This window comes from Rhodobacter sp. P2_H5, from assembly GCF_056403335.1.
Genome location: NZ_JBFUFS010000017.1, coordinates 43,579 through 66,390, shown reverse-complemented (window position 1 = coordinate 66,390; position 22,812 = coordinate 43,579). Strand labels below are relative to the sequence as shown.

Here is a 22,812-nt window from a genome sequence, read left to right as displayed (position 1 = left end):
CGCTGGCGGGGCAGAATGGCGGCAGAAGGCGGGTTCAGTCGGCATCATCGCCCAGCTGAAAGCCGCGCGCGACATTGGGGTCAAAGCTGAAGGCAGGGGCGTAGTCCAGCTCCTCCAGCAGGGAAGCGACCTCGGGCAGGCGGTCGTGCCAGCTTTCGAGCAGGCGGCCGTAGAGCAGGATCTGCGCCGGAAGGGGGGCGAGGCGGGGCAGGGCGGCGGCCAGAACCTCGGGCGAAAGGCGCGGGTCGGCCAGCAGGAGGACTTTGGGTTTGACGCTGTGGACGAGGGCGGCCATCGCTGCGGCGGGGTCGGAGAGGGTGGCGTCAGACAGGGCGAAACGGTCGGTGAACGATCGTTCGTTTTTGGCCATGATGCGCTCCAATGTGGCGCGCAGGCTCGGGTTGTCCTCTTGCAGGGTCAGGCGCAGGTCGGGCCTTTCGCGCGCCAGATGCAGGCCGATGAAACCCACCGCCGCGCCGATTTCCAGCACCGCGCAGGCCTTGGGGATGACCTGCGGCAGCTTGCGCGCCAGACCGCGGTCGAACTTGCCCGCGGTAATCAGGGCCAGGGCCGAGGGCGGGAAGATGCGGCCATCCAGCGGCAGGTTCAGCCCGTGGTTTTCCACCCAATCCAGCGGCAGATCGGCCGAGACATCCGGTGTGCCGGGCACATAAAGCCCCATCGGCACCTGGGGGGCGATGGTCTTTGGCTCGCCCTTGCGGTCCTCTTTCGCCTTGGCGTTGCGGCTTTTTTCGACCTCGGTCATCAGGGCGGCGATCTTTTCCTTGTCGCGGGCCTGGGGTGGTTTGGCGACGATCTGGCTGATCGGCACCTGGCTCGCGCGGGCGAGGTCGGCGACCAGAAGCTGATAGGCTTCGGTCCCGCGCAGCTCGGCCAGGCGGCTTTCGGCGCGGGCAAGGGCGGCGTGGTGCAGGCGGTTCAGCTCGGGGTCCGACAGCAGGGCTTCGATGATCTCGTTGCGGCGCGCGGTGTAGCGCAGCATGGTGTCGTCGCGCACCTCGTTGCGGTCCTGCAGCGACCAGTAGTCGGAATTATACTTGTCTTTCTTGTTGTTGACATTGCCGCGCAGCTTGCGGATCGCGTAGCTGTCGACCGATTTCACCGCGTAGTGGTTCAGCTGGACCCAGTCGTAGCCGACGGTGCGGGTGATCGAACGCCAGCCGCGGAACTTGAAGTAATCCTCCATCACGGCGCCGGACCCAGTCAGCCATTTCACCCGGTCGGGGAAATCGGTCTTGATGTGGCGGGTCTTCATCTTGGGCCGGTGGATACCGAGCTTCCAATAGTCGGGGTCGAACTGGAACAGGGTCTTGACCCCCCAGCCCTTGTTCCAGGTGGTGGGGGCGGCGAGGCGGTATTGTTCGGTCACCGGATCGCGCGACCAGTCCACCACCCCGCCCGAGCCGAAGATGCGCCAGGTCACCACGACGCCATTGGCATCCTGCGCCTTGGCGGCGGTGATGAGGTCGTCGAGCGTGCCGTCGCCATAGCGGATCGAGAGGAACTCGTCGGCGTCAAACACCATGACCCAGTCGGAGAGGCCGACGACAGGCTCTTCCTGTGCGTAGTTCAGGGCGGAGGGTTGCGGGCGGATGCCCTCGGGGATCACGTTGCGGCGGTGGTGGGCGAGACCCAGCTCTTCCAGCCGGATCAGCATGTCGTCGGTGCCATCCGAACAATCGTTCGTATAGACCACAAGGTCGGTGAAACCGACCGCCAGGTGATGGGCGACCCATTCGATGACATAGGGGCCTTCGTCCTTCATCATCGAGACGGCGGTGACCTGGCCATGCGGGCTTTGATGCGCTTTCAGCGGGAAATCGACGCTGCCCCAAAGCGGTGCCGCGCCACGCGGGCGACCCTCCAGCGGGGCGAGCAGGCGTAGTTTCTTCGCGGGGCCTCCCTTGCCACCGCCGCCCTGCCCACCGCCAGCCCGGCCGCCGCCACCCTTGCCGCCGCCTTGCCCCTTGCCGCCGCCCTTGGCCGGTTTCGCCGCCTTTTCGCTCGCGTCTTCGCTCATCTGGTCCTGCCCGCCCTTTTGGCGCGATCCTAGGCGCGGCGGCGAAGCGGCGGCAAGCTGTTTGCCGGGGCGGAGCGGCCCAAAACCGGCAGTTTGGCCCCGAATCGGAGGCAAATCGGGCGGCGATGCCACAAAACGGGTGACAGAGCCGTGCCGCTTGCGCATGGTTCGGCCAGAACGAACCCGCGCCGAAGGGCCGACGCCCCACCGGTGCCTGTTACGACAACTAGGCACCCCGGTGCCATGCCCCGACCGACGCGGGGCGCTGCGAACGGATCGAGGATTGCATGGCCCCCAAGCTGACCGTCTATTTCATTGTCGAGCCGCCGGAATATCAGGTGATGGCGGTCTATCTCTCGGCCTCGCTGCGCGAGAATTTCGGGGATACGGTGGCGCTGGTCGGCTATTGTCCGGAGCACAAGATCGACCTCGTCCATCCCGAGGTGAAGGCGGTTCTGGCCAAACTGGGCTGCGATCTGCGCAGCATGAAAACGGAAGGGCGCTTCTCGCCGGCCTATCCGCATGGCAACAAGATCCTCGCCACGCTGGAGAAGCGCGACACGGAATTTTCCTGTTTCATGGACAGCGATATTCTGACGCTGCGGCCCAACAAGGTCGAGAACATCATCAAGGAGGGCTGCGTTTCCCTGACGCCGGCCGCCTCGATGGGCTGGGCGAAACAGTCGATCTGGCCCGCGATCTATGAAGCCGCCGGGATGGAGATGCCGACCGAGCGCATCCGCCTGATGAAGCAGAAGAAGGGCAATGGGCGGATGCCCTATTTCTCTTCGGGGCTGTTTTCCTTCCCGGAAGCTTACCGGACGCCTGAGGGCAAGAGCTTTCCCGAGGTCTGGATGGAGGTCGCCCAGACGCTGGACGCGGCCCCCGACCTGCCCGCCAAGCGGCCCTATCTGGACCAGATGAGCCTGCCCCTGGCGATCCAGAAGGCCGGGCTGACCTGGAACCTGCTCCCCGATGCGCAGCATTTCATCCTCGGCGGCAAGGCGCGGGGCGAGCCTTTGCCGACCGACCGCGAGATCTTCACCGTGCATTACCGCCAATGGGCGCTGATCAAGGAACTGGGCCTGTCGGCCTATGCCAAGCAGCTGTTGATCACCCATGTCGGCATCAAGAAGGTCGCCCTGGCTGACGAGGCAGAGGCCGAGGACGACCCCAAGGCGCTGCGCCGCAAGCGCCGGTTCGAGAAGAACCTGGCCAAGGGGCCCAAGGTCGAAAACACCGCCGACAAGAGTGAGCGCAAGGAACGCAACCGGGCCCGCGCTCTCAAGAAAGCGGAAAAAACCGGCGCTTTGCCGCCGGCTGAGGCCAGCGCGCCGGCCGACGACAGCGCATCCGGGCAGGAAGCCGCCGAATAGGGCAGGGCCTGCGGCGGTGCACGGCAAATCGCGGAAATGTCAGTTGATCTGATCGGCAGGCAGGCCCATCTGGGATCAGAACCTGATCGGAGGCTGCCGTGGACGCATCGAGTCTGATTGAGGAAATTCGCTTTGGCTATGGCCCGCGTGCAGGCACGACCCCTGCGCCCGGCGGGGTGGAGCCGGAGCGGCTTTTGGCCCAGTTGTCGGCCAAGGACCCCGCTGCCGCGGTCTGGGACCGCCCGCCTCTGACCGAGCGGCTGACGATGATCGCGTCGTTTCGCAGCGAAAAGCAGATGGCGCTGAAGAACAATGTCGCGCCGAAGGATGCCGACCTCAGCGACACCGGCATGCAGCTGAAGGCGATGGAGGCAATGGACCTGCAAAGCTTCGTCTCGCGTCCCGCGGTGGCGGATCTGTTCTTTGTCGAGCGGCTGGTGAACCTCTGGGCCAACCGGATCACCGTGTCCAACGTCTCGGCCGGGGTCGGGCGCTATATCCAGTCGTTCCGGGACGAGGCGATCCGGCCCCATATCGCCGGGCGCTATGCCGATATGCTGCAGGCGACGCTCTGGCATCCGGCGATGCAGGTCTATCTGACCCAGACCGATTCGATCGGGCCGCATTCGCCGATCGGGCTGAAGAAGGGCCTGGGGCTGAACGAGAATCTCGCGCGCGAGTTTCTGGAACTGCATACGATGGGCCATGGCTACAGCCAGGCCGATGTGACGGAATTTGCCAAGCTTCTGTCCGGGATGGCGAATGACGAGACCGGCCCGCGCGTGATGAAAGCCCGGGCCGAGCCGGGGGAAAAGACCATCCTTGGCGCCACCTATGGCGAGGGGATGGACCAGATCAGCCGCTTTGTCGAAACCGTGGCGCATCGCCAGGAGACGGCGGATGCGGTGGCTTTCTTCATGGCGCGGCATTTCATCGCCGATGTGCCGCCGCCTGATCTGGTGCAGGCGCTGTCTGCGGCCTATCTCGCCAACGACACCCAGCTGGTGCCGGTCTACCGCACCCTGTTGCAGCATCCCGCCGCCAGCGACCCGGCGCGGCAGAAGGTGCGCAGCCCGCAGGAATATGCGGCTGCGGGTCTGCGCCTGATGGGGTTGAGCGGACAGGAGCAGGGGATGGCCGGCTTCAACAAGAAATCCATGCAGATCCCCGCGGCCGTGGGCCGCATGGGGCAGGTGCCCTTCAAGGCCTTGCGCCCCGATGGCTGGCCCGAGGTCGCCAGCGGCTGGATGACCCCGCCGATGATGGCGGCCCGCGTCGACTTTGCCGTCGATCTGGCCCGCGCCACCGGCGACCGGGCCGATCCGGTCGCCTTGACCAATTTCGCGCTGGGCGACACGGCCAGCCCGCTTTTGCTGCGCGCCGTGGCGGGCGCCGAACAGCGCTGGGAGGGATTGGCCGTGCTGATCGCCTCGCCCGAATTCAGCCGGAGGTAGCCCGAGATGGCCCATGATCTGTTGATGTCGCGCCGTGCCTTTCTGATCGGCTGTTCGGTGGCGGCCTCGCCCCTGCTGACGCCGGTGACCTTTGCCGCCGCCCCGGGCGAGAACCGTCTGGTGGTGATCGTGCTGCGCGGGGCGATGGACGGGCTGGATGTGGTGCGCCCGGTGGGCGACCCGGCCTATGCCGGCCTGCGCCCGAAGCTTGCCGCCGATGCGGGCGACGGGCCGGCGTTGAACGACTTCTTCACGCTCCACCCGGCGGCGGCCGGGATGATGCCCCTGTGGCAGGCCGGCGAGTTGGCCTTTGCCCATGCCGTGGCCACGCCCTACCGCACCGGGCGCAGCCATTTCATCGGGCAGGATGCGCTGGAAAACGGCACCGGCGGCGCCGATGGCAGCCTGACGCCCAATCACGACGGCTGGATGAACCGGGCCCTGTCGCTGATCCCCGGCGCGCACAAGGACACCGCGGTTTCGGTCGGCCAGCAGCGGCTGTTGATCCTCGACGGGGCGCATGACACCGACCATTGGTATCCGGTCACCGAAAGCCCGCTGTCCGCGCAGGGGCAATCCTTGCTGAACGCGGTCAATGCCGCCGACCCCTTGTTCGCCGAGCCCTATGCCGAGGCGCAGCATCTGGTGCGCAATCTGGATGGGGCGACGCTGCCCAAGGGCGGGCCGGGTTATGACCTGCTTGGCACCTATGTGGCGGAACGGCTGCTGGGCCCCTCGCGGATCGCCAGCTTCTCGTTCAGCGGCTGGGACACCCATAACATGCAGCAAAAGACCATGGTGCTGCAGCTGACCGGCCTGTCGGATGCGCTGATTGCGATGAAAGCGGCGCTGGGCAAGGCCTGGGGCACGACGCTGGTGCTGGCGATGACCGAGTTCGGCCGCACCGCGCGGGAAAACGGCACCGGCGGCACCGACCATGGCACCGGCGGCATGGCGGTGCTGGCGGGTGGCGCGCTCAAGGGCGGTCGCGTGCTGGGCAAATGGCCCGGGCTTGGCGATGGCAACCTCTTGGCCGAGCGCGATCTGATGCCCACGGGCGACGTGCGGGCCTATCCGGCCTGGGCGCTGCGCCACATGTTCGGCGTTGAGGCCGCGGGCCTGCAGTCGAGCGTGTTTCCCGGGCTGGATCTTGGTTCGGACCCCGGGATCCTGTTGTAAGCGGGTAAAAAACGGCGCGCCTGCGGCGCAAGTCCTTGTCTCGCCTCTGGCCTGCGGCCAACCGGCGCGGCGTTGGGCCGCAGGCCGGCGCGGGGGCGAAAGGGCGGTAGGGCTGTGGGCTCAGCCCGAGGTTCGGCTTGCCATTCCCGGAGGCTTGGCTACCGTTGCGCCATGGCCCGTCCCCGCACCCTTCCCGATTCCCAGGTTTTTTCCGCCATCCTTCAGCTGATCGCTGCCGAGGGCGAGAAGGCGGTGGCCTTCTCCTCGGTCTCGCGGGCGACCGGGCTGGCCGGGGCCTCGCTGGTGCAGCGCTATGGCGGGCTGCCGGCGATGGTCGAGGCGGCCTTGGCCTGGGGCTGGGATATTCTGGATGACCTGGCCTCGGAGGTCGAGTCCGAGGTCGTGGCCAATGACAAGGGGCCGCAGGCGCTTCTGAAGGCCTTGACCGAGCGCAGCGCCAGCCTGCCGATGGCGGCCTTGCTGGCGGGCAGCCTGCGCCATGCAAGGCTGCGGTTGCGGGCGGCGGAGTGGCGGGCAAGGGTCGAAGGCCTGCTCACCGCGCGGCTGCACGACGCCGAACGCGCCGCCATGGTGTTTTCGGCCTGGCAGGGGCAGATCCTGTGGGAGGGCACCGGCGAGAAGGGCTTCAAGCTGAAGGATGCGCTGAAGCGGCTGTCGTAGGCCTCAGCGGCGGCGGATGTAGGTTTTCCACAGCCAGATCAGCACGAGGGCGCCGAGGATGGCGCCGACAAAGCCCGCCATGTAGCTGGTAAGCTCGACCAGGACCCGGATCACCAGGCCGCCGATGATGGCGCCACCGACGCCGATGGCGATGGTCGTGGGGATGTCGGTCTGCAGCCGCATCATCCGCGTGGCAAGAAACCCCGCCGCAGCGCCCACCACCAGCAACAGAATGAACGGCATCAGATCCTCCGGCCTGGGTGGGTTCTGAACCGCCGCACCCCTTGGCAGATATGGGCAGCGGGGAGGGCAAATGGAAGGGACCTCTTGCCAGGAGGCGAGGCTTGCGGCAGGACTGCGGCCATGACCGGACCCGCAACCACACCCGCCCCGACCCCCGAGGCCTTTCTGGCCCCGCTCGCCCGCCTTGCCGCCCGTCATCCCGGGCTTGAGGGCGAAGTGCTGTGGGCCGCCGAGGTCGAAGAGGGCTGGCAGGTTCAGGATGACGCGACCGAGATGCTCGATGCCGAGGAGATCCCCTTCTATGCCGAAGGGCTGATGATGGAGGGGTTCGGGCTGCTGTGGCAGGCCATGGCCGAGGCGGGCACGACGGCGCCGGACCATATCCTCCTGATGGTCTGGGAACAGGGCGCCACGCCGCCGCCGGCGCCGGAGGCCGCCGAGGGCTGGACGATCCTGTCATCGGGGCGCTGGGACGGGACCAAGGCTTAGGGCAGCGGTGTTGCGGGGACTTCCGCCGCGGCATGGCGCATCTTGCGGATCGTGTCGGCGACCCAGATCCGGCTCAGCGCATGATACAAGGGCTCGCGCGCGATCAGGCGTGAGGTGCCATAGCCCAGCATCGCCGCGGCCATGATCGGCACCACGTTTTCATGCGTGCCGGTCATTTCCATGATGATGACGAAGGCGGTCATCGGCGCCTGCACGACACCGGCAAAATAGCCTGACATGCCGAGAACCGCGGCCAGTCCGGCGCTGGACCCGAAGGCCATGGCCATCACGCTGCCAAGCCCCGCGCCGACGGCGAGCGAGGGCGCGAAGAGCCCGCCCGGAATGCCCGAGACGGTCGAGGCGAGGGTGGCCACGAACTTGCCGAGGAAGAAGTACCAGGGCAGGGGATGGCCCTCGACCACCAAGCGGGCCTCGGCGTAGCTGGTGCCGAAGGTCAGGCCGCCGGTCGCGATGCCGACGCAGGCGACGACCAGGCCCGCGACACCGGCCACCATCACCACCTTCTGCCACTCGGCCCCGGCGTGCCAGCGGCGCAGGCGGCGGCCGATCCGCAGCGTCAGGGCGCTGAAGACCGCGCCGAAAGCCCCGCCGCAGACGCCGCAGGCGATGACCAGGGGCCAGTCGCCGGGAAAGCGCGCGGTGTCCTGCATGACGCCAAAGTAGGTGTAGCTGCCCTGCAGCCCCAGGGCGGCCACACCCGCGATGATCACCGCCGACAGGACCACGCCGTTCGAGCGCGAGTCATAGGCGCGCGACATCTCCTCGATCGCAAAGACGATCCCGGCCAAGGGCGTGTTGAAGGCGGCGGCGATCCCGGCCGCCGATCCGGCGAGGATCAGCCCCTTGGCATGGGCCATCCCGCCGACCCTCGCCGACAACAGCATGAGCGAGGCGCCGACCTGCACCGTCGGCCCCTCGCGCCCGATCGAAGCGCCGGTGGCGAGGCCGAGGATGGTCAGGAGGATCTTGCCGAAGACCAGCCGCAGCGACAGAAGATGCGCCCTTTCCTCGTCGTCACGCAGGTGGCGGGCGGCGATGGCCTGGGGAATGCCGCTGCCCTGCGCGCCGGAAAAGTGGCGGTAGGCCATCCAGGCGCTGAACATCATGCCCAGGGGTGTGATCAGCAAGGGCAGCCAGCGGTGCCAGCCCCCCGCGGTCATTGAAGCAAACAGGCCCTGCGCCCGGTCCGCCGCCACCGCGAACCCGGCCGAGATCACGCCGGTCGCCAAGGCCCCGGCCCAGAACACCAGCCGCGATTTCCACAGCCGCGACGAGGCCATCAGCGCCCGCGAACGGCGCATCACCGGAATGCGGATCTTGCGTTTGGCGGACATGGCGGTCTCCTGCAGGGGTGATCCCGGTTTGCGCCGCAAGGCGCTGCGTGACAAGCGGGCTTTCGGCGTGGCGCCGATCTTCCCGCGCATTTCCTGCACAATTTCGCGTGCGATCCCGGCTTGTCTTGCCCGCGGGCCTGTGGCGATATGCGCGTCATGAGCATATATGACACCCTCCACACCGATTGCGCGGCCCTGGGCACGCTTCTGTTCACCGTGACCGTGCAGGACGAGGCCGCGGGCCTGGCGCGCCGGTCCTATACCTCGCATCCGGTGGAATATCCGGTCAGCGGCACCAAGCCGATCGAGAAGGATGGCTGGTATGACCAGTGCATCGCCGCGCGGCAGGTTTTCGTGGCCAATACCGTGCCGGAGTTCGCGAAATACTTCTTTGACCATGCGCTGATCACCTCGCTTGGCCTCGGCTCCTGTATCAACATCCCGATCTTTGCCGAAGGCGGGCCGGTGCTTGGCACCGTCAACCTTCTGGCCGAGGAGCATCATTTCACGCCCGAAAAGCTCGCCGTTTACAAGGCGCTGATCGCCCGCGACCATGCGGTGCTTTTGTCCGCCATGGCGGGCGGCTGATCTGGGCGCGCCCGCAACCCGGACCGAGGGCTTTGCGATCACCGGCGATGTCGGCGCCGCGGTGTTTCCCGGCTGGATCCTGCGCCATGCCGGGCGGCTGGGGCTGCTCGCCTCGGTTCAGGCGCAGCGGGCCGATCTGGTCGAGGTGACGGTCTCGGGCCCGCCCGACCTTCTGGACGCCATGGCGCTGGGCTGCAGCCTTGGCCCACAGGAGGTCATGGTGGATCAGGTCCTGCGCAAACCGAAAAACCCCGCAGAGCCGTCGGATTCGGCTTAGACCTGCGCCTGATTTGTGATCATCTTTCGGGGTGTCGCCCAATTTGAGGGCTTTTATTGGCGAGCAAAGCGTCTCGGGACGTGCATTTTGCCGGGCCTTGGGCTGCAATGCGGCAGCAGCGCCGGAGGGCGCCGGGGAAAGGTTGAAGACGAATGACATCAGCTTGGGTCGCCAATGGCTTGTCGCAGGACCTCCCCGCCGGGGTGGTGATGGCGGGCGCCTGGGGCGGGCAGGATCTGGCGATCTGGCGCAGTGCCTCGGGCCGGATTGCGGCCTGGAAGGACCGCTGCCAGCATCGCGGCATGCGGCTGAGCCATGGCTTCGTGCGGGGCGAGACGCTGTCCTGCATCTATCACGGCTGGGTCTATGGCACCTCGGGCGCTTGCAGCCGGATCCCGGCGCATCCCGACCTCGTGCCGCCCGCGGCCATTCGCGCCACGGCCTTTGCCTGTGCCGAGGCGGATGGCGTGATCTGGGTGGCACCTGCCGGCACCGAAGAGGCTTTGCCGGACCTTGCGGGGTTTGCCCCCGTCCGCTCGCTGACCCTTGACGCGCCGGTGGTGGTGGCGGGGTTTGCGGGCGAGGGGATCTTGCGCGGTACGGTGGATTTGGGCGGGCGTCCGGTGGCGCTGTGTCTGGTGTTGCAGCGCCGCGCCTCAGGCCAGACCACGGTGCACGCTCTGTGCGATGCGGCGGGGGATCGGGTCGCCGTCTCGCGCTGGCTGGAGGGCTTGCGGCGGCAGGTGGAAGAGGGAGCGGCGGCATGATCAGTCCTGCGGTTTTGAACCAATGGTATCCGGTGGGAATGACCGCGATGGTCACCGAAGCCGGGCGCGACACCCAGCTTTTGGGTGCGGCGATCCGCGTCTTCCGCGATGCTTCGGGCATCCGGGTGACCTCGGCTGCGGGCGATCTGGCGGTGACCCTGGCCTATGGCCATGTCTGGGCCTGCCCTGGCACGCATGCGCATCCGTTGTTCGCCATTCCCGAGGCCGATCAACCCGGCCGCCGTCTGGTCGATGTGGGCGTGGTGCGGGTCAAATGCTCGCCCCTGCGCGCGGTGGAAAACTTCCTCGACATCGCGCATTTCCCCTTTGTCCACACCGATATTCTGGGGGCCGAGCCGCATACCGAAGTCAACCGCTACGAGGTGCAGATCCGCGAGGAGGTGGATGAAGTCTGGGCGACCAAGGTGCATTTCTACCAGCCGCAGGCCGCGAAATCGGCCGAGGGCGGCATCGTGACGGAATATATGTACCGGGTGCCGGCGCCCACTGCCTCGGTCCTCTACAAGACCTGCCCGGTCAGGCCCGACGCATGGGACGTGATCGCGATTTTCGTCCAGCCCCTGACGGAAGAGCTGTGCGATGTCTGGCCCTGGATGGCGCTTTATGACGACACGACGCCGCAAGCCGAACTGATCGCCTTTCAGCAGATGATCTTCCTGCAGGACCGCTCGATCCTGGAAAACCAGATCCCGCGGCTGTTGCCGCTCGACCCGGGGATGGAGATTCCGACCCAGGCCGACCTCACCTCGATCGCCTATCGGCGCTGGTTGAAGCGGCGGGGCCTGACCTACGGCGCGCAGATGGTGGCGGCATGATCCTTTACGACTATGTGCTGAGTGCCAGCTGCTACAAGGTGCGCCTGATGGCCGCGCTGGTGGGCGTGAAGCTGGACCAGGTCGCGGTGGATTTCCATCCGGGGCGCGAGCATCGCTCGGCGGCCTTTCGGGCAATCAACCCGGCGGGGACAATCCCGGTTCTGGTCGATGGCGACCTGACCCTGACCGAAAGCACCGCCATGCTTGTGCATCTGGCTGAAGGAACCGGCTGGATGGGCGGCGCCCCCGCGCAGGTGCAGCAATGGCTGGCCTTCTCGGCCCGGCTTGGTGCCAGCCTGGGCATGGCGCGGCTGCATGACATGCTGCTTTACCCCGGCGACATCGAGGCCCTGCGCGCCGCAGGGCATGACTGCCTGCGCGAGATCGAGGCGCATCTGGTGGAACGCCGCTTTGCGGGTGGCATCTGGCTGGTCGGTGATGCGCCCTCGATTGCCGATATCGCCTGCTTCCCCGCCGTGGCGCTGGCGGCGGATGGCGGGGTGACCCTTGATGCTTATCCCTCGGTCCGATTGTGGAGCCGGGCGCTGCGGTCTTTGGACCGGTTCATCGAGATGCCGGGCATTCACCGTCTGCATGAACTCCGCCCCGCACCGGAAACTGCGGCGGAGGCGGTGTGATGGGCTACCTGCTGAAGAACTGCGCCGCGATTGTCAGCTCGGCCACGGCACCGGTTCGGACCGGGCAGGACATCCTGATCGAAGGCCCCGCGATCAGGGCCATCGGGGCGGACTTGTCCGGCGGCCCCCTGCCTGCCGGCACCCAAGTCCTTGATGCGACGGGGTGGTTTGTCTACCCGGGTCTGGTGAACACCCATCACCATTTCTTCCAGACCTTCGTGAGGAACCGCGCCGATCTGGACTGGACCAAGCTTTCGGTGATCGAATGGCTGGACCGGATCTATCCGATCTTCGCCCGTCTGACCGAGGATGCCTTTTACCATTCCACCGTGGTGGCGCTGGCCGAGCTGATCAAGCACGGCTGCACCACCGCCTTTGACCACCAGTACAATTTCCCCCGCCATGCCGGCTCCCGCATCGTCGACCGCCAGTTCGAGGCGGCCGCGATGTTCGGCATCCGCCTGCACGCGGGGCGCGGCGGCAACTCCTTGCCGAAGTCGGAGGGCAGCACGATCCCCGACGAGATGCTGGAGACGACGGATGAGTTCCTCGCCGATTGCGAGCGGCTGATCGACAGCTACCACGATGCCGGGCCCTTCAGCATGCGGCAAGTGGCGGTCTCGCCCTGTCAGCCGGTCAATGGGTATCGGGAGACTTTCGTGGAATCGGTCCGCCTTGCGCGCGACAAGGGCGTGCTTTTGCACACCCATGTGGGCGAGGGCGAAAGCCCGGTGATGCAGGCCCGCACCGGCAAGCGGACGGTGGATTATCTGGAAGACATCGGCTTTGCCGGCCCGGACGTCTGGTACGCCCACTGCTGGGAGCTGTCGCATGGCGAGCTGGCGCAGCTGGCCGCGAGCCGGACCGGCGTCGCCCATTGCCCCGAGCCAGTCCATCTGGTCGGCGCCGAGGTCACCGACATTCCCGCGATGCAGGCCCTTGGGCTGCGGCTGGGGCTTGGCGTCGATGGCACCGCGTCGAATGACAATTCCAACCTGATGCACTGCATCCATTCCGGCTACATGCTGCAATGTCTGGTGGCAAAAAGCCGCAAGCATCCGGTGCCCGAACCCTCGGCCTTCCTGCACTACGCGACCCAGGGCGGCGCGGATGTGCTGGGGCGCAAGGATATCGGCACTTTGGCGCCCGGCATGGCGGCGGATTTGTTCGCCATCGACACCCGCAGGCTCGACTATGTCGGCACGCGGCATGACCCGGCGAGCCTTCTGGCCAAGGTCGGCGTCGGCATGGCGGTGGATATGACCATGATCAACGGGCGCATCGTCTGGGCCGATGGCGCTTTCCCCGGCCTCGATGAGCGCGACCTTTTCGCCAAGGCCGAAGCCGCCCTTCACACAATAACAAACTGATCCAACAGAGGAAAACCCATGACACAAGTCAACCGCCGCGCCTTTCTGAAAACCTCGCTCGCCGCAGGCACCGCCTTGGCGCTGCCGGTTCCGGCCTTTGCCGCCGATGTGCTGAAAGTGGCGCTGATCGTGCCCTCGCCCGCCGCTGATGTGGGCTGGTCGCATACGCTGGAGCTCGGCACCAAGGCGCTGGAGGCCGAATATGGCGACAAGATCAAGGTGACCGTGCTGGAAAACGTGGCCGAGGGCCCGGACGGCGACCGCATCATGAACAAGACCGTGGCGGACGGGAACACCTTCGTCATCCTCGGCTCTTTCGGTTATATGGAAGGCGGCTTGAAGCTGGCCAAGAAGCACCCGGAGGTGACGGTGCTGCATGCTTCCGGCTACAAGACCGCGCCGAACTTCTCGCCCTTCGGGGCGCGCTATTATCAGGGCACCTACCTGATGGGCATGGCCGCCGCCGCCCTGACCAAGACCAAGAAGATCGGCTGCGTCGGCGCCTTTGCCATCCCGGAACTGATCACTTCGATCAACGCCTGGACCTTGGGCGCGCAGTCGGTGGACCCGTCCATCGAGGTTTCGGTGGTCTGGGTGAATTCGTGGTTCGACCCGGCGTCGGAACAGAACGCCGCCAAGGCCTTGCTGTCGCAGGGCTGCGACGTGATCTTCTCCAACGCGCAGGACACGCCTTCGGTGGTGACGGCTTGCGAGGCGGCGGGGGCCTATGTCTTCAACCTCAACTCCTCGATGAAGACCTATGCGCCGAAGAAATACCTCGGCTGTGTGGCGACCGACTGGGCGCCCTTCTTCAAGCAATCGGTGGCGGCGCATCTGGCGGGCACTTTCAAGGGCAGCTCGGCTTGGCTCGGCATGGCCGACAAATGCGTGATCGTCGAGGATTGGAGTGCCGATGTGCCCGCCGATCTGATGGCCAAGATCACCGAGACCGAGGCCAAGCTGACCTCGGGCGCCTTCTCGCCCTTCACCGGGCCGATCATGGACCAAAGCGGCGCCGAACATGTGGCGGCGGGCGTCACGCTGGGTGATGACGCGATCCTGTCGATGGATTGGCATGTGAAGGGCGTCACCACGCCGCTGCCGAAATAAGATGGGCACGACCCCGCTGCTGACGCTTTCGGGTGTATCGAAACGCTACGGCGGGGTCGTGGCCAATTCCGGCATCGATCTGGCGGTCGAGGCCGGGTCGATCCATGCCATCCTGGGCGAGAATGGTGCCGGCAAATCCACCCTGATGAAGCTGATCTATGGGGTGGAGGCGCCGGACGAGGGTGAAATCCTGTGGAAGGGCCAGCCTGTGCGCCTCTCCAGCCCCGCCGATGCGCGGCGGCTGGGGATTGGGATGGTGTTCCAGCACTTCTCGTTATTCGAGACGCTGACCGTGGTGCAGAACATGGCGCTGGTGGTGCCAGGGGCGCAGGCCGACCTTTCCCGCCGCATCCGCGCCTTGGGCGAGGAGTTCGGGCTTTCAGTCGACCCCGCCGCGATGGTGCATGCCCTGTCGGTGGGGGAACGCCAGCGGGTGGAGATCATCCGCTGCCTGCTCCTGAACCCCGAACTTCTGATCCTCGACGAGCCAACCTCGGTCCTGCCGCCGCAGAATGTGCAGCGCCTGTTTGAAACCCTGCGCAAGTTGCAGGCCAAGGGCATGGCGATCCTGTTCATCAGCCACAAGCTGGAAGAGATCAAGGAGCTGTGCGACCGCGCCACCATCCTGCGGCTGGGCAAGGTCACCGGGCGGGTCGACCCGGCGCAGCATTCGGCGCAGGAGCTCGCCCGGCTGATGATCGGGCACGAGATGCCGGCGGCGTTGCACCCGGCGCCGCATGGTCTGGGTGAGGTGCGGTTGCAGCTTTCGGGCCTCGATTTTGCCAATGACGACCCGTTCGGCATCTCGCTGGCGGGGATCTCGCTGGCGGTGCACAGCGGCGAGATTGTCGGCATCGCGGGGATTTCGGGCAATGGTCAGCAGGAATTGGCGGCGCTGATCTCGGGCGAGGTCAGTTTGCCCCGGTCGCAGCGTGATGCGGTGCGGCTGATGGGGCAGGCGGTAGGGGATATGGGGGCAGCAGGCCGCCGCAAGCTCGGCTTTGCCTTTGTGCCTGAGGAGCGGCTGGGACGCGGGGCGGTGCCCGAGATGTCCTTGGCCGATAACGCTTTGCTGACGGCGCATGGGCAGGGGCTGGTGAAGCGCGGGTTCATCTCGCGCCGGGCGGAGCGCGCCTTCACCGCCGCCTGCATCGCGGATTTCGACGTGAGGACGCCGGGGCCCGAGGCCGAGGCGGGGGCGCTGTCGGGCGGCAATCTGCAGAAATTCATCATGGGCCGCGAAGTGATGCTGGCGCCGCAGATGTTTCTGGTCTCGCAACCCACATGGGGCGTGGATATCGGGGCGGCGACCCAGATCCGCCAAAGGCTGGTGGCGATGCGCAATGCGGGTGTGGCGGTTCTGGTCATCTCGGAAGAAATCGAGGAGTTGTTCGAGATCTGCGACACGCTCCACGTCCTGCACAAGGGGCGGCTTTCGCCGGCGTTGGCCACCAAATCCACCACGGTCAATCAGATCGGCGCCTATATGATCGGCGCGGGCGCGGAGGGCGCGGCATGAGGCTGGTTCTGATCCGCCGCGCGCGCGCCTCGCGGTTGGCGATGGTTGTGGCGCCGGTGATTTCCCTGGCGCTCAGTGCCTTGGCTAGTCTGATCCTGTTTGCATTGCTGGGCAAACCGGCGGGGCAGGCGCTGTATTCGCTGCTGCTGGAGCCGTTTCTCAGCTGGTACAACTTCTCGGAAGTGCTGTTGAAGACCGCGCCGCTGATCCTGATCGCGCAGGGGCTGGCGATCGGGTTTCGCGCCAATGTCTTCAACATCGGGGCCGAGGGGCAGTTGATCATCGGGGCGATTGCGGCCTCGGCGCTGCCGGTCTGGTATCCTGAAGGTACCTCGGGCTGGATGCTGCCCGCGATGATTGCGATGGGGGCCTTGGCGGGGATGCTTTGGGCCGGCATTGCAGCCTTGCTGCGCACAAGGTTCAACGCGAACGAGATTCTGGTGACGCTGATGCTGACGCTGATTGCGACCCAGGTGCTGAACTATCTGCTCTTGGGGCCGTGGAAGGACCCGGATGGCTTCAACTTTCCGCAATCGGTGACCTTTCCCGATGCGGCCTTGTTGCCGATCCTGTTGCCGGACACGCGGGTCAATATCTCGCTTTTGGCGGCTTTGGCGGTGTCGGCTTTGGCCTGGGTGATGATGCGGCACAGGTTTTCGGGCTATCAGCTGCTGGTCAGCGGGCTGGCGCCACGGGCGGCGACTTATGCCGGGTTCAGCGAAAGCCGGGGCATCTGGCTGAGCCTGCTGCTCGGCGGGTTGGCGGCGGGCTTTGCCGGGGCCTGCGAGGTGGCGGGGCCTTTGGGGCAGCTGCAGCGTTCGGTCAGCACGGGCTACGGCTATGCCGCGATCATCGTGGCCTATCTGGGCGGGCTGAACCCCTTGGGCATCGTGATCTCGGCCTTCCTGATGTCGGCGCTTTATATCGGCGGGGATAATGCGATGGTGTCGGCCGATCTGCCGGTGGCGGGGGTCTATGTGTTTCAGGGGCTGCTTCTGGTCTTTTACCTCGCCAGCCTGATCTTCATCCGCAACCGGTTGGTCTGGGTGCCGCGCCGGGGGGCCGCATCGTGAGCGCGGTGGAGTTCATTCTGGCCGGCATGCTCGCCGCCGCGACGCCGATGCTTCTGGCGGCGCTGGGCGAGATGGTGACGGAGCGATCGGGCGTCCTGAACCTCGGGCTGGAGGGGATGATGGCCCTTGGCGCGGCGCTGGGCTTTGTCGTGACCTATACGAGCGGCAGCCACGCCTTGGGGTTTCTGGCGGCGGGCTTGGGCGGGGTGGCGATTTCGCTGGTTTTTGCGGCGCTCGCGCTGGGCTTTGTCGCCAATCAGGTCGTGGCGGGGCTGGCGGTGGGGATCCTGGCGCAGGGGCTCTCCGCGCTGTTTGGCAAGGCGTTTGAGAGCCAGACGCTGATCCCGCTGCCCAAGCTGGCGGTGCCGGGATTGGCGGAGTTGCCGGGGGTCGGAGGGCTTTTCGCGCAGGATGTGGTGGTCTGGCTGACCCTGGCTTTGGCGCTGGCGATCTGGGCGGTGATGAACCACAGCCGGCTGGGCTTGGTTTTGCGCGCGGTGGGGGAGAATCCGCAGGCGGCGCGGGCGCTCGGCTTTCCAGTGCTGTCGATCCGCTGCGGGGCGATTGCCTTTGGCGGGGCCTTGTCGGGGCTGGCGGGGGCCTATGCCTCGACCGTCTACACGCCGCTTTGGGCCGATGGGATGATCGCGGGCCGGGGCTGGATCGCGCTGGCGCTGGTGGTCTTTGGCACCTGGCAGACCGGGCGCGTGGTCTTTGGCGCCTTTCTGTTCGGCGCCCTTTCCCTGACTGACCTGACCGCGCAGGCGATGGGGGTGGCGGTGCCCTCGCAGCTTCTGGCCTGCATCCCTTACGGGGTGACGATCCTGATGCTGGCGGTGATCTCGTCCAACCGCAGGCGGCTGCGCCTGAACTCGGTCGCCTCGCTGGGGCAGCCGTTCAGGGGGTGATCTGGCGTCGGGCGATGGTGCCCGAGAGATCCAGCGCATCGGCGAGAGTGTTGGAAATCGTGCCGTATTTGCGGATGTTGCGGTGCAGAAGGTCAAGCCGCTGGTCGCTTTCCTCGGTGTCCACCACGATCTGATAGGTGATCCTGGTCATCTTCGGCGGGGCATCCTGACGCTGGCCCTGAATGGCGACATCGATCCCATGCAGGGAGAAGTTCAGCAAAGGCAGCACCCGCTCCGCCCCTTTCAGGATGCAGGCGGCGAGGCTGGCCAGCAGAAGCTCGGCGGGGTTGAACGCATCGGGACGCCCGGCAAGGTCGGTGTCCAGCACGATAAGCGCCTCTTTGGTGGTGGCCTCGGCGCCGTGGCTTGAGGTCCGGCGGGCAGCGACCTTGTATTCCAGCATGGGACTCTCCTGACGGTTTGGCGACGGCTTGATCCTGCGCGCTTTGCGGCACGTTGCAATGCGGCAGATGCGCCCGATGACGACCGCCGGCCGGACTGGCGCCCCGCGCGGGAGGCCGCCCGATCCCGGCGCTTTGGCCCCACCCGGCGAAATGCCTAAATTAACGTCGAAATCCGACGATAATGCCCAAAAAATGTCGGGACTGGGCGCGCAGGTGCCGTGCTGCGGCATATTGACCCTGCGTCCGCTCCCCCCGGAACCGGGCAAAGCGCGCATCAATCGGTTGACGCACCTCCCCCCGCCGCGCCACTATAGGGCGAGCCATCCATCAGAGATGGCGACAGGACAGGGGAGGAATTGCTTATGGGCAGTTTGTTGTCTTTGGCACGGGCCATCGACACTGCGACGGAGTGGATCGGCAAGACGGTGGGCTGGCTCATTCTGGTGGCGGTCTTGATCAGTGCCGCCAATGCGGTGGTGCGCAAGGTATTCAGCGTCTCATCCAACGCGTTTCTGGAGCTTCAGTGGTATCTCTACGGCGCGGCCTTCCTGCTGGCCGCCGCGATGACGCTGAAGCACAACGAACATATCCGGATCGACATCGTTTACGGCACCATGACCCGGCGCGGGCAGCACTGGATCGACCTTCTGGGCCATCTGTTCTTCCTGATGCCCTTCGTCATCCTGATGGACATCTACCTTCTGCCCTATGTGATGCTGTCCTACCATTCGGGCGAATATTCCAACAATGCCGGCGGGCTGATCATGTGGCCGGGCAAGCTTCTCCTGCTGCTCGGCTTCCTGCTGCTGACGGTGCAGGGCATTTCCGAGATCATCAAGAAGATCGCCATCATGCGCGGCGACATGGAGGACCCCACGCCCTTCATCTCCGCCCATCAGGCGGCCGAGCTTGAGGGCGAGAAACTGGCGGGGCTTCTGGACAAATGATCCTGGATCTCATCGCGCAGAACATGGCGCCAATCATGTTCGCCTCCCTGGTGGTTTTCCTCCTCGCCGGTTATCCGGTCGCCTTCTCGCTGGCGGCCAACGGGCTCTTGTTCTTCATCATCGGGGTCTATCTCGCGCCGAACTCGGACGGGGCGATCAACCTCAACTGGAATCTGCTGAACGCCTTGCCGGAACGGTTCTGGGGGGTCCTGCAGAACGAGACGCTGCTGGCCATCCCCTTCTTCACCTTCATGGGCATCGTGCTGGAACGCTCCGGCATGGCCGAGGATCTCTTGGAAACGATCGGCCAGCTTTTCGGGCCGATCCGCGGTGGGCTGGCCTATGCGGTGATCTTCGTGGGCGCGCTTCTGGCCGCCACGACGGGGGTGGTTGCGGCTTCGGTCATCGCGATGGGGCTGATCTCGCTGCCGATCATGCTGCGCTATGGCTATGACCGCAGGCTGGCCTCGGGGGTCATCGCGGCCTCGGGGACGCTGGCGCAGATCATTCCGCCCTCGCTCGTGCTGATCATTTTGGCCGACCAGTTGGGCCGGTCGGTCGGCGACATGTACAAGGGCGCCATGGTGCCGGCGCTGATCCTGACCGGGCTTTATGTGGGGTATGTGCTTATCGTTACCCTGATCCGGCCGAACTGGGCCCCGGCCCTGCCGAAAGAGGCGCGCACGCTGGGGCATGGCGTGACCTCGCTTCTGGTGGCGCTGATCCTGACCGGGGCCATCGGCTACTTCGCCACGGTCTGGCTTTTCGCCGGCTACGGCGTGAATGCCGATGTGCTCGGGTTCACGCTTGCGGTGGTGCTGGTCTATGTCGCGGCGCTCGCCGACCGCAGCCTGAAGCTGAACCTGATGTCGCGGCTGGCCAGCGAGGTGATCATCGTGCTGATCCCGCCGCTGGCGCTGATCTTCCTGGTGCTCGGCACGATCTTCCTTGGCATCGCGACGCCGACCGAGGGCGGGGCGATGGGGGCTGTCGGCTCGATGTTGCTGGCGGCCTTGAAGGGGCGGCTCAACATGGGGGTGATCCGGCAGGCGCTGGCCTCGACCACGCGGCTGTCGTCGTTCGTCATGTTCATCCTGATCGGGGCGCGGGTCTTCTCGCTGACCTTCTACGGGGTCAACGGGCATCTCTGGGTCGAGCATCTGCTGACCTCCTTGCCGGGCGGGCAGATCGGCTTCCTGGTCTCGGTCTCGCTTCTGGTGTTCCTCCTGGCCTTCTTCCTCGACTTCTTCGAGCTGGCCTTCATCCTGGTGCCCCTGCTGGCCCCGGCGGCGGACAAGCTCGGGATCGACCTGATCTGGTTCGGCGTCATCCTCGGGGTGAACATGCAGACCAGCTTCATGCACCCGCCCTTCGGCTTCTCGCTGTTCTACCTGCGGTCAGTGGCGCCCAAGACGCGCTACAAGGACCGGGTGACCGGCAAGATGATGGAGCCGGTGACGACGGGCCAGATCTACTGGGGGGCGGTGCCCTTCGTGCTGATCCAGGTCCTGATGATCGGCATCGTGATCGCCTTCCCGAGCCTCGTCATGCGCTACAAGGGCGCGCCGATCGACGTGAGCCAGGTCAAGATCGTGATGCCGGAAGGTGGCGGTCTGGGCGGCGGCCTTGGTGGTGGCCTGGGCGGTGGTGGTCTGGGTGGCGGCCTTGGCGGTGGTCTGGGTGGCGGCGGATTGGGTGGCGGCCTGGGCGGCGGTGGTTTGGGCGCGCCGAAGCCCACCACACCCTGACCTGACAGGGGGGCTTCGCGCCCCCCGCCTTTCCCCCCTTGCAACGAAAAGCCCCGGCACCTTCGCGGTGCCGGGGCTTTCCTTTGGCGCGCTGTGCGGGAAGCTTAAAGCTTGCCGGCGTTCTGCTGGATCATCATGAAGGTGTCGTAGTTGTATTCCGCCAGCTGCGCCCAGGTGTAGTACTCGCTGCGGAAGGCTTTGATGGAATCCCAGATCGTCTTGAAGGCCGGGTTGGTGGCTTCCATGTCGGCATAGACGCCGTTGGCGGCCTCGAAGCAGGCTTCCATGATCTCTTTCGAGAAGGGCCGCAGTTGCGCACCCGATGCCACCAGACGCTTGATCGCGAAGGTATTGTACCAGTCATAGGCGTGCAGCATGTTGGCGTCGGCGGCCATGGCGGCCGTCTTCAACAGCGCCTGGTACTGCGGCGGCAGGGCGTTGAACTTGTCCAGACCGAAGAAGAAGTGGACGGTCGGACCACCTTCCCACCAGCCGGGATAGTAGTAATAGGGCGCAACCTTGACGAAGCCGAGCTTCTCGTCATCGGCCGGGCCGACCCACTCGGCGGCGTCGATCGTGCCTTTTTCCAGCGCGGGATAGATGTCGCCGCCCGGGATCTGTTGCGGGACGACGCCCAGACGTTCCAGCACCTTGCCGGCGAAACCGCCGACGCGGAACTTCAGGCCCTTGAGGTCCTCGACCGTGTTGACCTCCTTGCGGAACCAGCCGCCCATCTGCACGCCGGTGTTGCCGCCGGGCAGGGCGTAGATGTTATGCTGCTTCATGAACTCGTTATAGAGGTCGATGCCGCCGCCGTAATAGTGCCAGGCGTTGATGCCGCGCGCCGAAAGCGAGAAGGGCACGGCTGCGGCCAGCGCGAAGGTCGGATCCTTGCCGAAGGAGTAATAGGCCACGGTATGCGCCGCCTCGACGGTGCCGGTGGTCACGGCATCGGTCGCCGCAGCGCCGCCGGGAACCAGCTCGCCCGCCGCGAAGACCTGGATGTCGAAATTGCCGCCGGTCGCCTCGCTCACATATTTCGACAGCGACAGGGCCCCGCCGAAAATCGTGTCCGACAGCGATTTCGGAAAGGAAGAGGTCATGCGCCAGGTCACCTTGGGCATGGATTGCGCCACAACCGGGGTGGCCAGCAGCGCCGCGCCGGCAGCACCGATGCCGCCTACCGAGGCGGTCCCGAGAAATTTACGTCTGTCCAATGTAGTCCTCCCATTTGTCGCACATTTTGCGGGTCTTGCCGTTTCGGGCCCGCCCGCTTGGCCGAAAGACTACACAACGAGGGCAGTCTGTCCAGCATAACCGCACGGCAATTTGGGGTTGTAGGCCGAAGGGTCGGCTTCGGCACCCTGTCGCGGCCCGGTGTGACATGGATCAACACGGAGCGCGCCGGAATGTGCCAAGAACATAGGCATTTGCTGCGGATCTGGCCTTGACCGCGGAGGCGCCGGGTTGCGGAAAAAAATGCGGCGGGCCTCTTGACCTTGACACCATGGGAAGCCCCATCTGATGCACAGGGCACCCAGATCGCCTGAAACTGATCGCCTGAACCTGGTGGCCTGACCCTCAACGTCTGACTTGAAAGGATATCCGATGCTTGATCTTTCCATTCCCGACATGACCTGCGGCGGCTGCGCCCGCGGGGTGACCGCCGCGGTCAAAGAGCTTGATCCGGCAGCAGAACTTGTCATCGACATCGAGGCGCGCAAGGTACAGGTCAAGACCTCTGCCAGCGATGCCGCCGTGAAACAGGCCATCACCGAGGCGGGCTTCTCACCCGTCTGAGGCGCCCGC

23 protein-coding genes are annotated in these 22,812 nt (G+C 65.9%); 18 read left to right on the top strand and 5 right to left on the bottom strand.

What is annotated here, in order from left to right:
- Positions 1-34: 34 nt before the first annotated feature.
- On the bottom strand, positions 35-2,041 hold the full coding sequence (locus tag AC1DVR_RS18860) for a glycosyltransferase family 2 protein (protein ID WP_478002153.1): 2,007 nt from the start codon (positions 2,039-2,041) through the stop codon (positions 35-37).
- A gap of 287 nt (positions 2,042-2,328) precedes the next feature.
- Here AC1DVR_RS18860 and AC1DVR_RS18855 point away from each other — a divergent pair, with 287 nt between their 5' ends.
- From AC1DVR_RS18855 to AC1DVR_RS18840, 4 genes are all read left to right on the top strand, one after another.
- Complete coding sequence (locus AC1DVR_RS18855) at positions 2,329-3,417, top strand: hypothetical protein (RefSeq protein WP_478002152.1); 1,089 nt, start codon at positions 2,329-2,331, stop codon at positions 3,415-3,417.
- Positions 3,418-3,515: 98 nt separating this feature from the next.
- The gene (locus AC1DVR_RS18850; protein WP_478002151.1) at positions 3,516-4,871 is read left to right on the top strand and encodes a DUF1800 domain-containing protein; all 1,356 of its coding nucleotides are present in this window, start codon (positions 3,516-3,518) and stop codon (positions 4,869-4,871) included.
- A gap of 6 nt (positions 4,872-4,877) precedes the next feature.
- Positions 4,878-6,050: a DUF1501 domain-containing protein gene (locus tag AC1DVR_RS18845; protein ID WP_478002150.1), complete on the top strand. Its 1,173-nt coding sequence runs from the start codon at positions 4,878-4,880 to the stop codon at positions 6,048-6,050.
- Between the two features lie 171 nt (positions 6,051-6,221).
- A complete protein-coding gene (locus AC1DVR_RS18840) occupies positions 6,222-6,731 on the top strand; it encodes a TetR/AcrR family transcriptional regulator (protein ID WP_478002149.1) in 510 nt (169 codons plus the stop codon).
- Between the two features lie 3 nt (positions 6,732-6,734).
- On the opposite strand, the gene AC1DVR_RS18835 is transcribed toward AC1DVR_RS18840, so the two are convergent.
- A complete protein-coding gene (locus AC1DVR_RS18835; RefSeq protein WP_478002148.1) occupies positions 6,735-6,974 on the bottom strand; it encodes a GlsB/YeaQ/YmgE family stress response membrane protein in 240 nt (79 codons plus the stop codon).
- A gap of 120 nt (positions 6,975-7,094) precedes the next feature.
- On the opposite strand from AC1DVR_RS18835, the gene AC1DVR_RS18830 reads away from it, so the two are divergent.
- Positions 7,095-7,463 (top strand): hypothetical protein, encoded by a 369-nt coding sequence (locus tag AC1DVR_RS18830; RefSeq protein WP_478002147.1) that lies wholly within the window; start codon positions 7,095-7,097, stop codon positions 7,461-7,463.
- Here the strand turns inward: AC1DVR_RS18830 and AC1DVR_RS18825 are convergent.
- Positions 7,460-8,818, bottom strand: a complete 1,359-nt coding sequence (locus tag AC1DVR_RS18825) for a chloride channel protein (protein WP_478002146.1) — start codon at positions 8,816-8,818, stop codon at positions 7,460-7,462. The two genes, AC1DVR_RS18830 and AC1DVR_RS18825, sit on opposite strands and share 4 nt — an antisense overlap.
- 156 nt (positions 8,819-8,974) lie before the next feature.
- Between AC1DVR_RS18825 and AC1DVR_RS18820 the strand changes: the two genes are divergently transcribed.
- The 10 genes from AC1DVR_RS18820 (at position 8,975) to AC1DVR_RS18775 (ending at position 17,904) form a co-directional block, all read left to right on the top strand.
- Complete coding sequence (locus tag AC1DVR_RS18820; protein WP_478002145.1) at positions 8,975-9,406, top strand: GAF domain-containing protein; 432 nt, start codon at positions 8,975-8,977, stop codon at positions 9,404-9,406.
- Positions 9,372-9,683, top strand: coding sequence for an acylphosphatase (locus tag AC1DVR_RS18815; protein WP_478002144.1), 312 nt, complete (start codon positions 9,372-9,374; stop codon positions 9,681-9,683). The genes AC1DVR_RS18820 and AC1DVR_RS18815 overlap by 35 nt, the downstream gene beginning before the upstream one ends.
- A gap of 152 nt (positions 9,684-9,835) precedes the next feature.
- Positions 9,836-10,450: a Rieske 2Fe-2S domain-containing protein gene (locus tag AC1DVR_RS18810; RefSeq protein ID WP_478002143.1), complete on the top strand. Its 615-nt coding sequence runs from the start codon at positions 9,836-9,838 to the stop codon at positions 10,448-10,450.
- On the top strand, positions 10,447-11,286 hold the full coding sequence (locus tag AC1DVR_RS18805; RefSeq protein WP_478002142.1) for an aromatic ring-hydroxylating dioxygenase subunit alpha: 840 nt from the start codon (positions 10,447-10,449) through the stop codon (positions 11,284-11,286). The genes AC1DVR_RS18810 and AC1DVR_RS18805 overlap by 4 nt, the downstream gene beginning before the upstream one ends.
- The gene (locus tag AC1DVR_RS18800; RefSeq protein WP_478002141.1) at positions 11,283-11,924 is read left to right on the top strand and encodes a glutathione S-transferase family protein; all 642 of its coding nucleotides are present in this window, start codon (positions 11,283-11,285) and stop codon (positions 11,922-11,924) included. The genes AC1DVR_RS18805 and AC1DVR_RS18800 overlap by 4 nt, the downstream gene beginning before the upstream one ends.
- Positions 11,924-13,294, top strand: a complete 1,371-nt coding sequence (locus AC1DVR_RS18795; protein WP_478002140.1) for an amidohydrolase — start codon at positions 11,924-11,926, stop codon at positions 13,292-13,294. The genes AC1DVR_RS18800 and AC1DVR_RS18795 overlap by 1 nt, the downstream gene beginning before the upstream one ends.
- Positions 13,295-13,312: 18 nt before the next feature.
- Complete coding sequence (locus AC1DVR_RS18790) at positions 13,313-14,404, top strand: BMP family ABC transporter substrate-binding protein (RefSeq protein WP_478002139.1); 1,092 nt, start codon at positions 13,313-13,315, stop codon at positions 14,402-14,404.
- Between the two features lies 1 nt (position 14,405).
- The gene (locus AC1DVR_RS18785; RefSeq protein WP_478002138.1) at positions 14,406-15,923 is read left to right on the top strand and encodes an ABC transporter ATP-binding protein; all 1,518 of its coding nucleotides are present in this window, start codon (positions 14,406-14,408) and stop codon (positions 15,921-15,923) included.
- On the top strand, positions 15,920-16,996 hold the full coding sequence (locus AC1DVR_RS18780) for an ABC transporter permease (RefSeq protein WP_478002137.1): 1,077 nt from the start codon (positions 15,920-15,922) through the stop codon (positions 16,994-16,996). Before AC1DVR_RS18785 ends, AC1DVR_RS18780 begins: the two co-directional genes overlap by 4 nt.
- Complete coding sequence (locus AC1DVR_RS18775) at positions 16,993-17,904, top strand: ABC transporter permease (RefSeq protein WP_478002136.1); 912 nt, start codon at positions 16,993-16,995, stop codon at positions 17,902-17,904. The genes AC1DVR_RS18780 and AC1DVR_RS18775 overlap by 4 nt, the downstream gene beginning before the upstream one ends.
- On the opposite strand, the gene AC1DVR_RS18770 is transcribed toward AC1DVR_RS18775, so the two are convergent.
- On the bottom strand, positions 17,894-18,307 hold the full coding sequence (locus AC1DVR_RS18770) for an OsmC family protein (RefSeq protein ID WP_478002135.1): 414 nt from the start codon (positions 18,305-18,307) through the stop codon (positions 17,894-17,896). The genes AC1DVR_RS18775 and AC1DVR_RS18770 overlap by 11 nt on opposite strands.
- A 363-nt stretch (positions 18,308-18,670) precedes the next feature.
- On the opposite strand from AC1DVR_RS18770, the gene AC1DVR_RS18765 reads away from it, so the two are divergent.
- Complete coding sequence (locus AC1DVR_RS18765; protein WP_478002134.1) at positions 18,671-19,255, top strand: TRAP transporter small permease subunit; 585 nt, start codon at positions 18,671-18,673, stop codon at positions 19,253-19,255.
- Positions 19,252-21,003, top strand: coding sequence for a TRAP transporter large permease (locus tag AC1DVR_RS18760; protein WP_478002133.1), 1,752 nt, complete (start codon positions 19,252-19,254; stop codon positions 21,001-21,003). Before AC1DVR_RS18765 ends, AC1DVR_RS18760 begins: the two co-directional genes overlap by 4 nt.
- Positions 21,004-21,107: 104 nt before the next feature.
- On the opposite strand, the gene AC1DVR_RS18755 is transcribed toward AC1DVR_RS18760, so the two are convergent.
- On the bottom strand, positions 21,108-22,220 hold the full coding sequence (locus AC1DVR_RS18755) for a TRAP transporter substrate-binding protein (RefSeq protein WP_478002132.1): 1,113 nt from the start codon (positions 22,218-22,220) through the stop codon (positions 21,108-21,110).
- Positions 22,221-22,611: 391 nt separating this feature from the next.
- Between AC1DVR_RS18755 and AC1DVR_RS18750 the strand changes: the two genes are divergently transcribed.
- Complete coding sequence (locus AC1DVR_RS18750; protein WP_478002131.1) at positions 22,612-22,803, top strand: heavy-metal-associated domain-containing protein; 192 nt, start codon at positions 22,612-22,614, stop codon at positions 22,801-22,803.
- Positions 22,804-22,812: the final 9 nt, after the last annotated feature.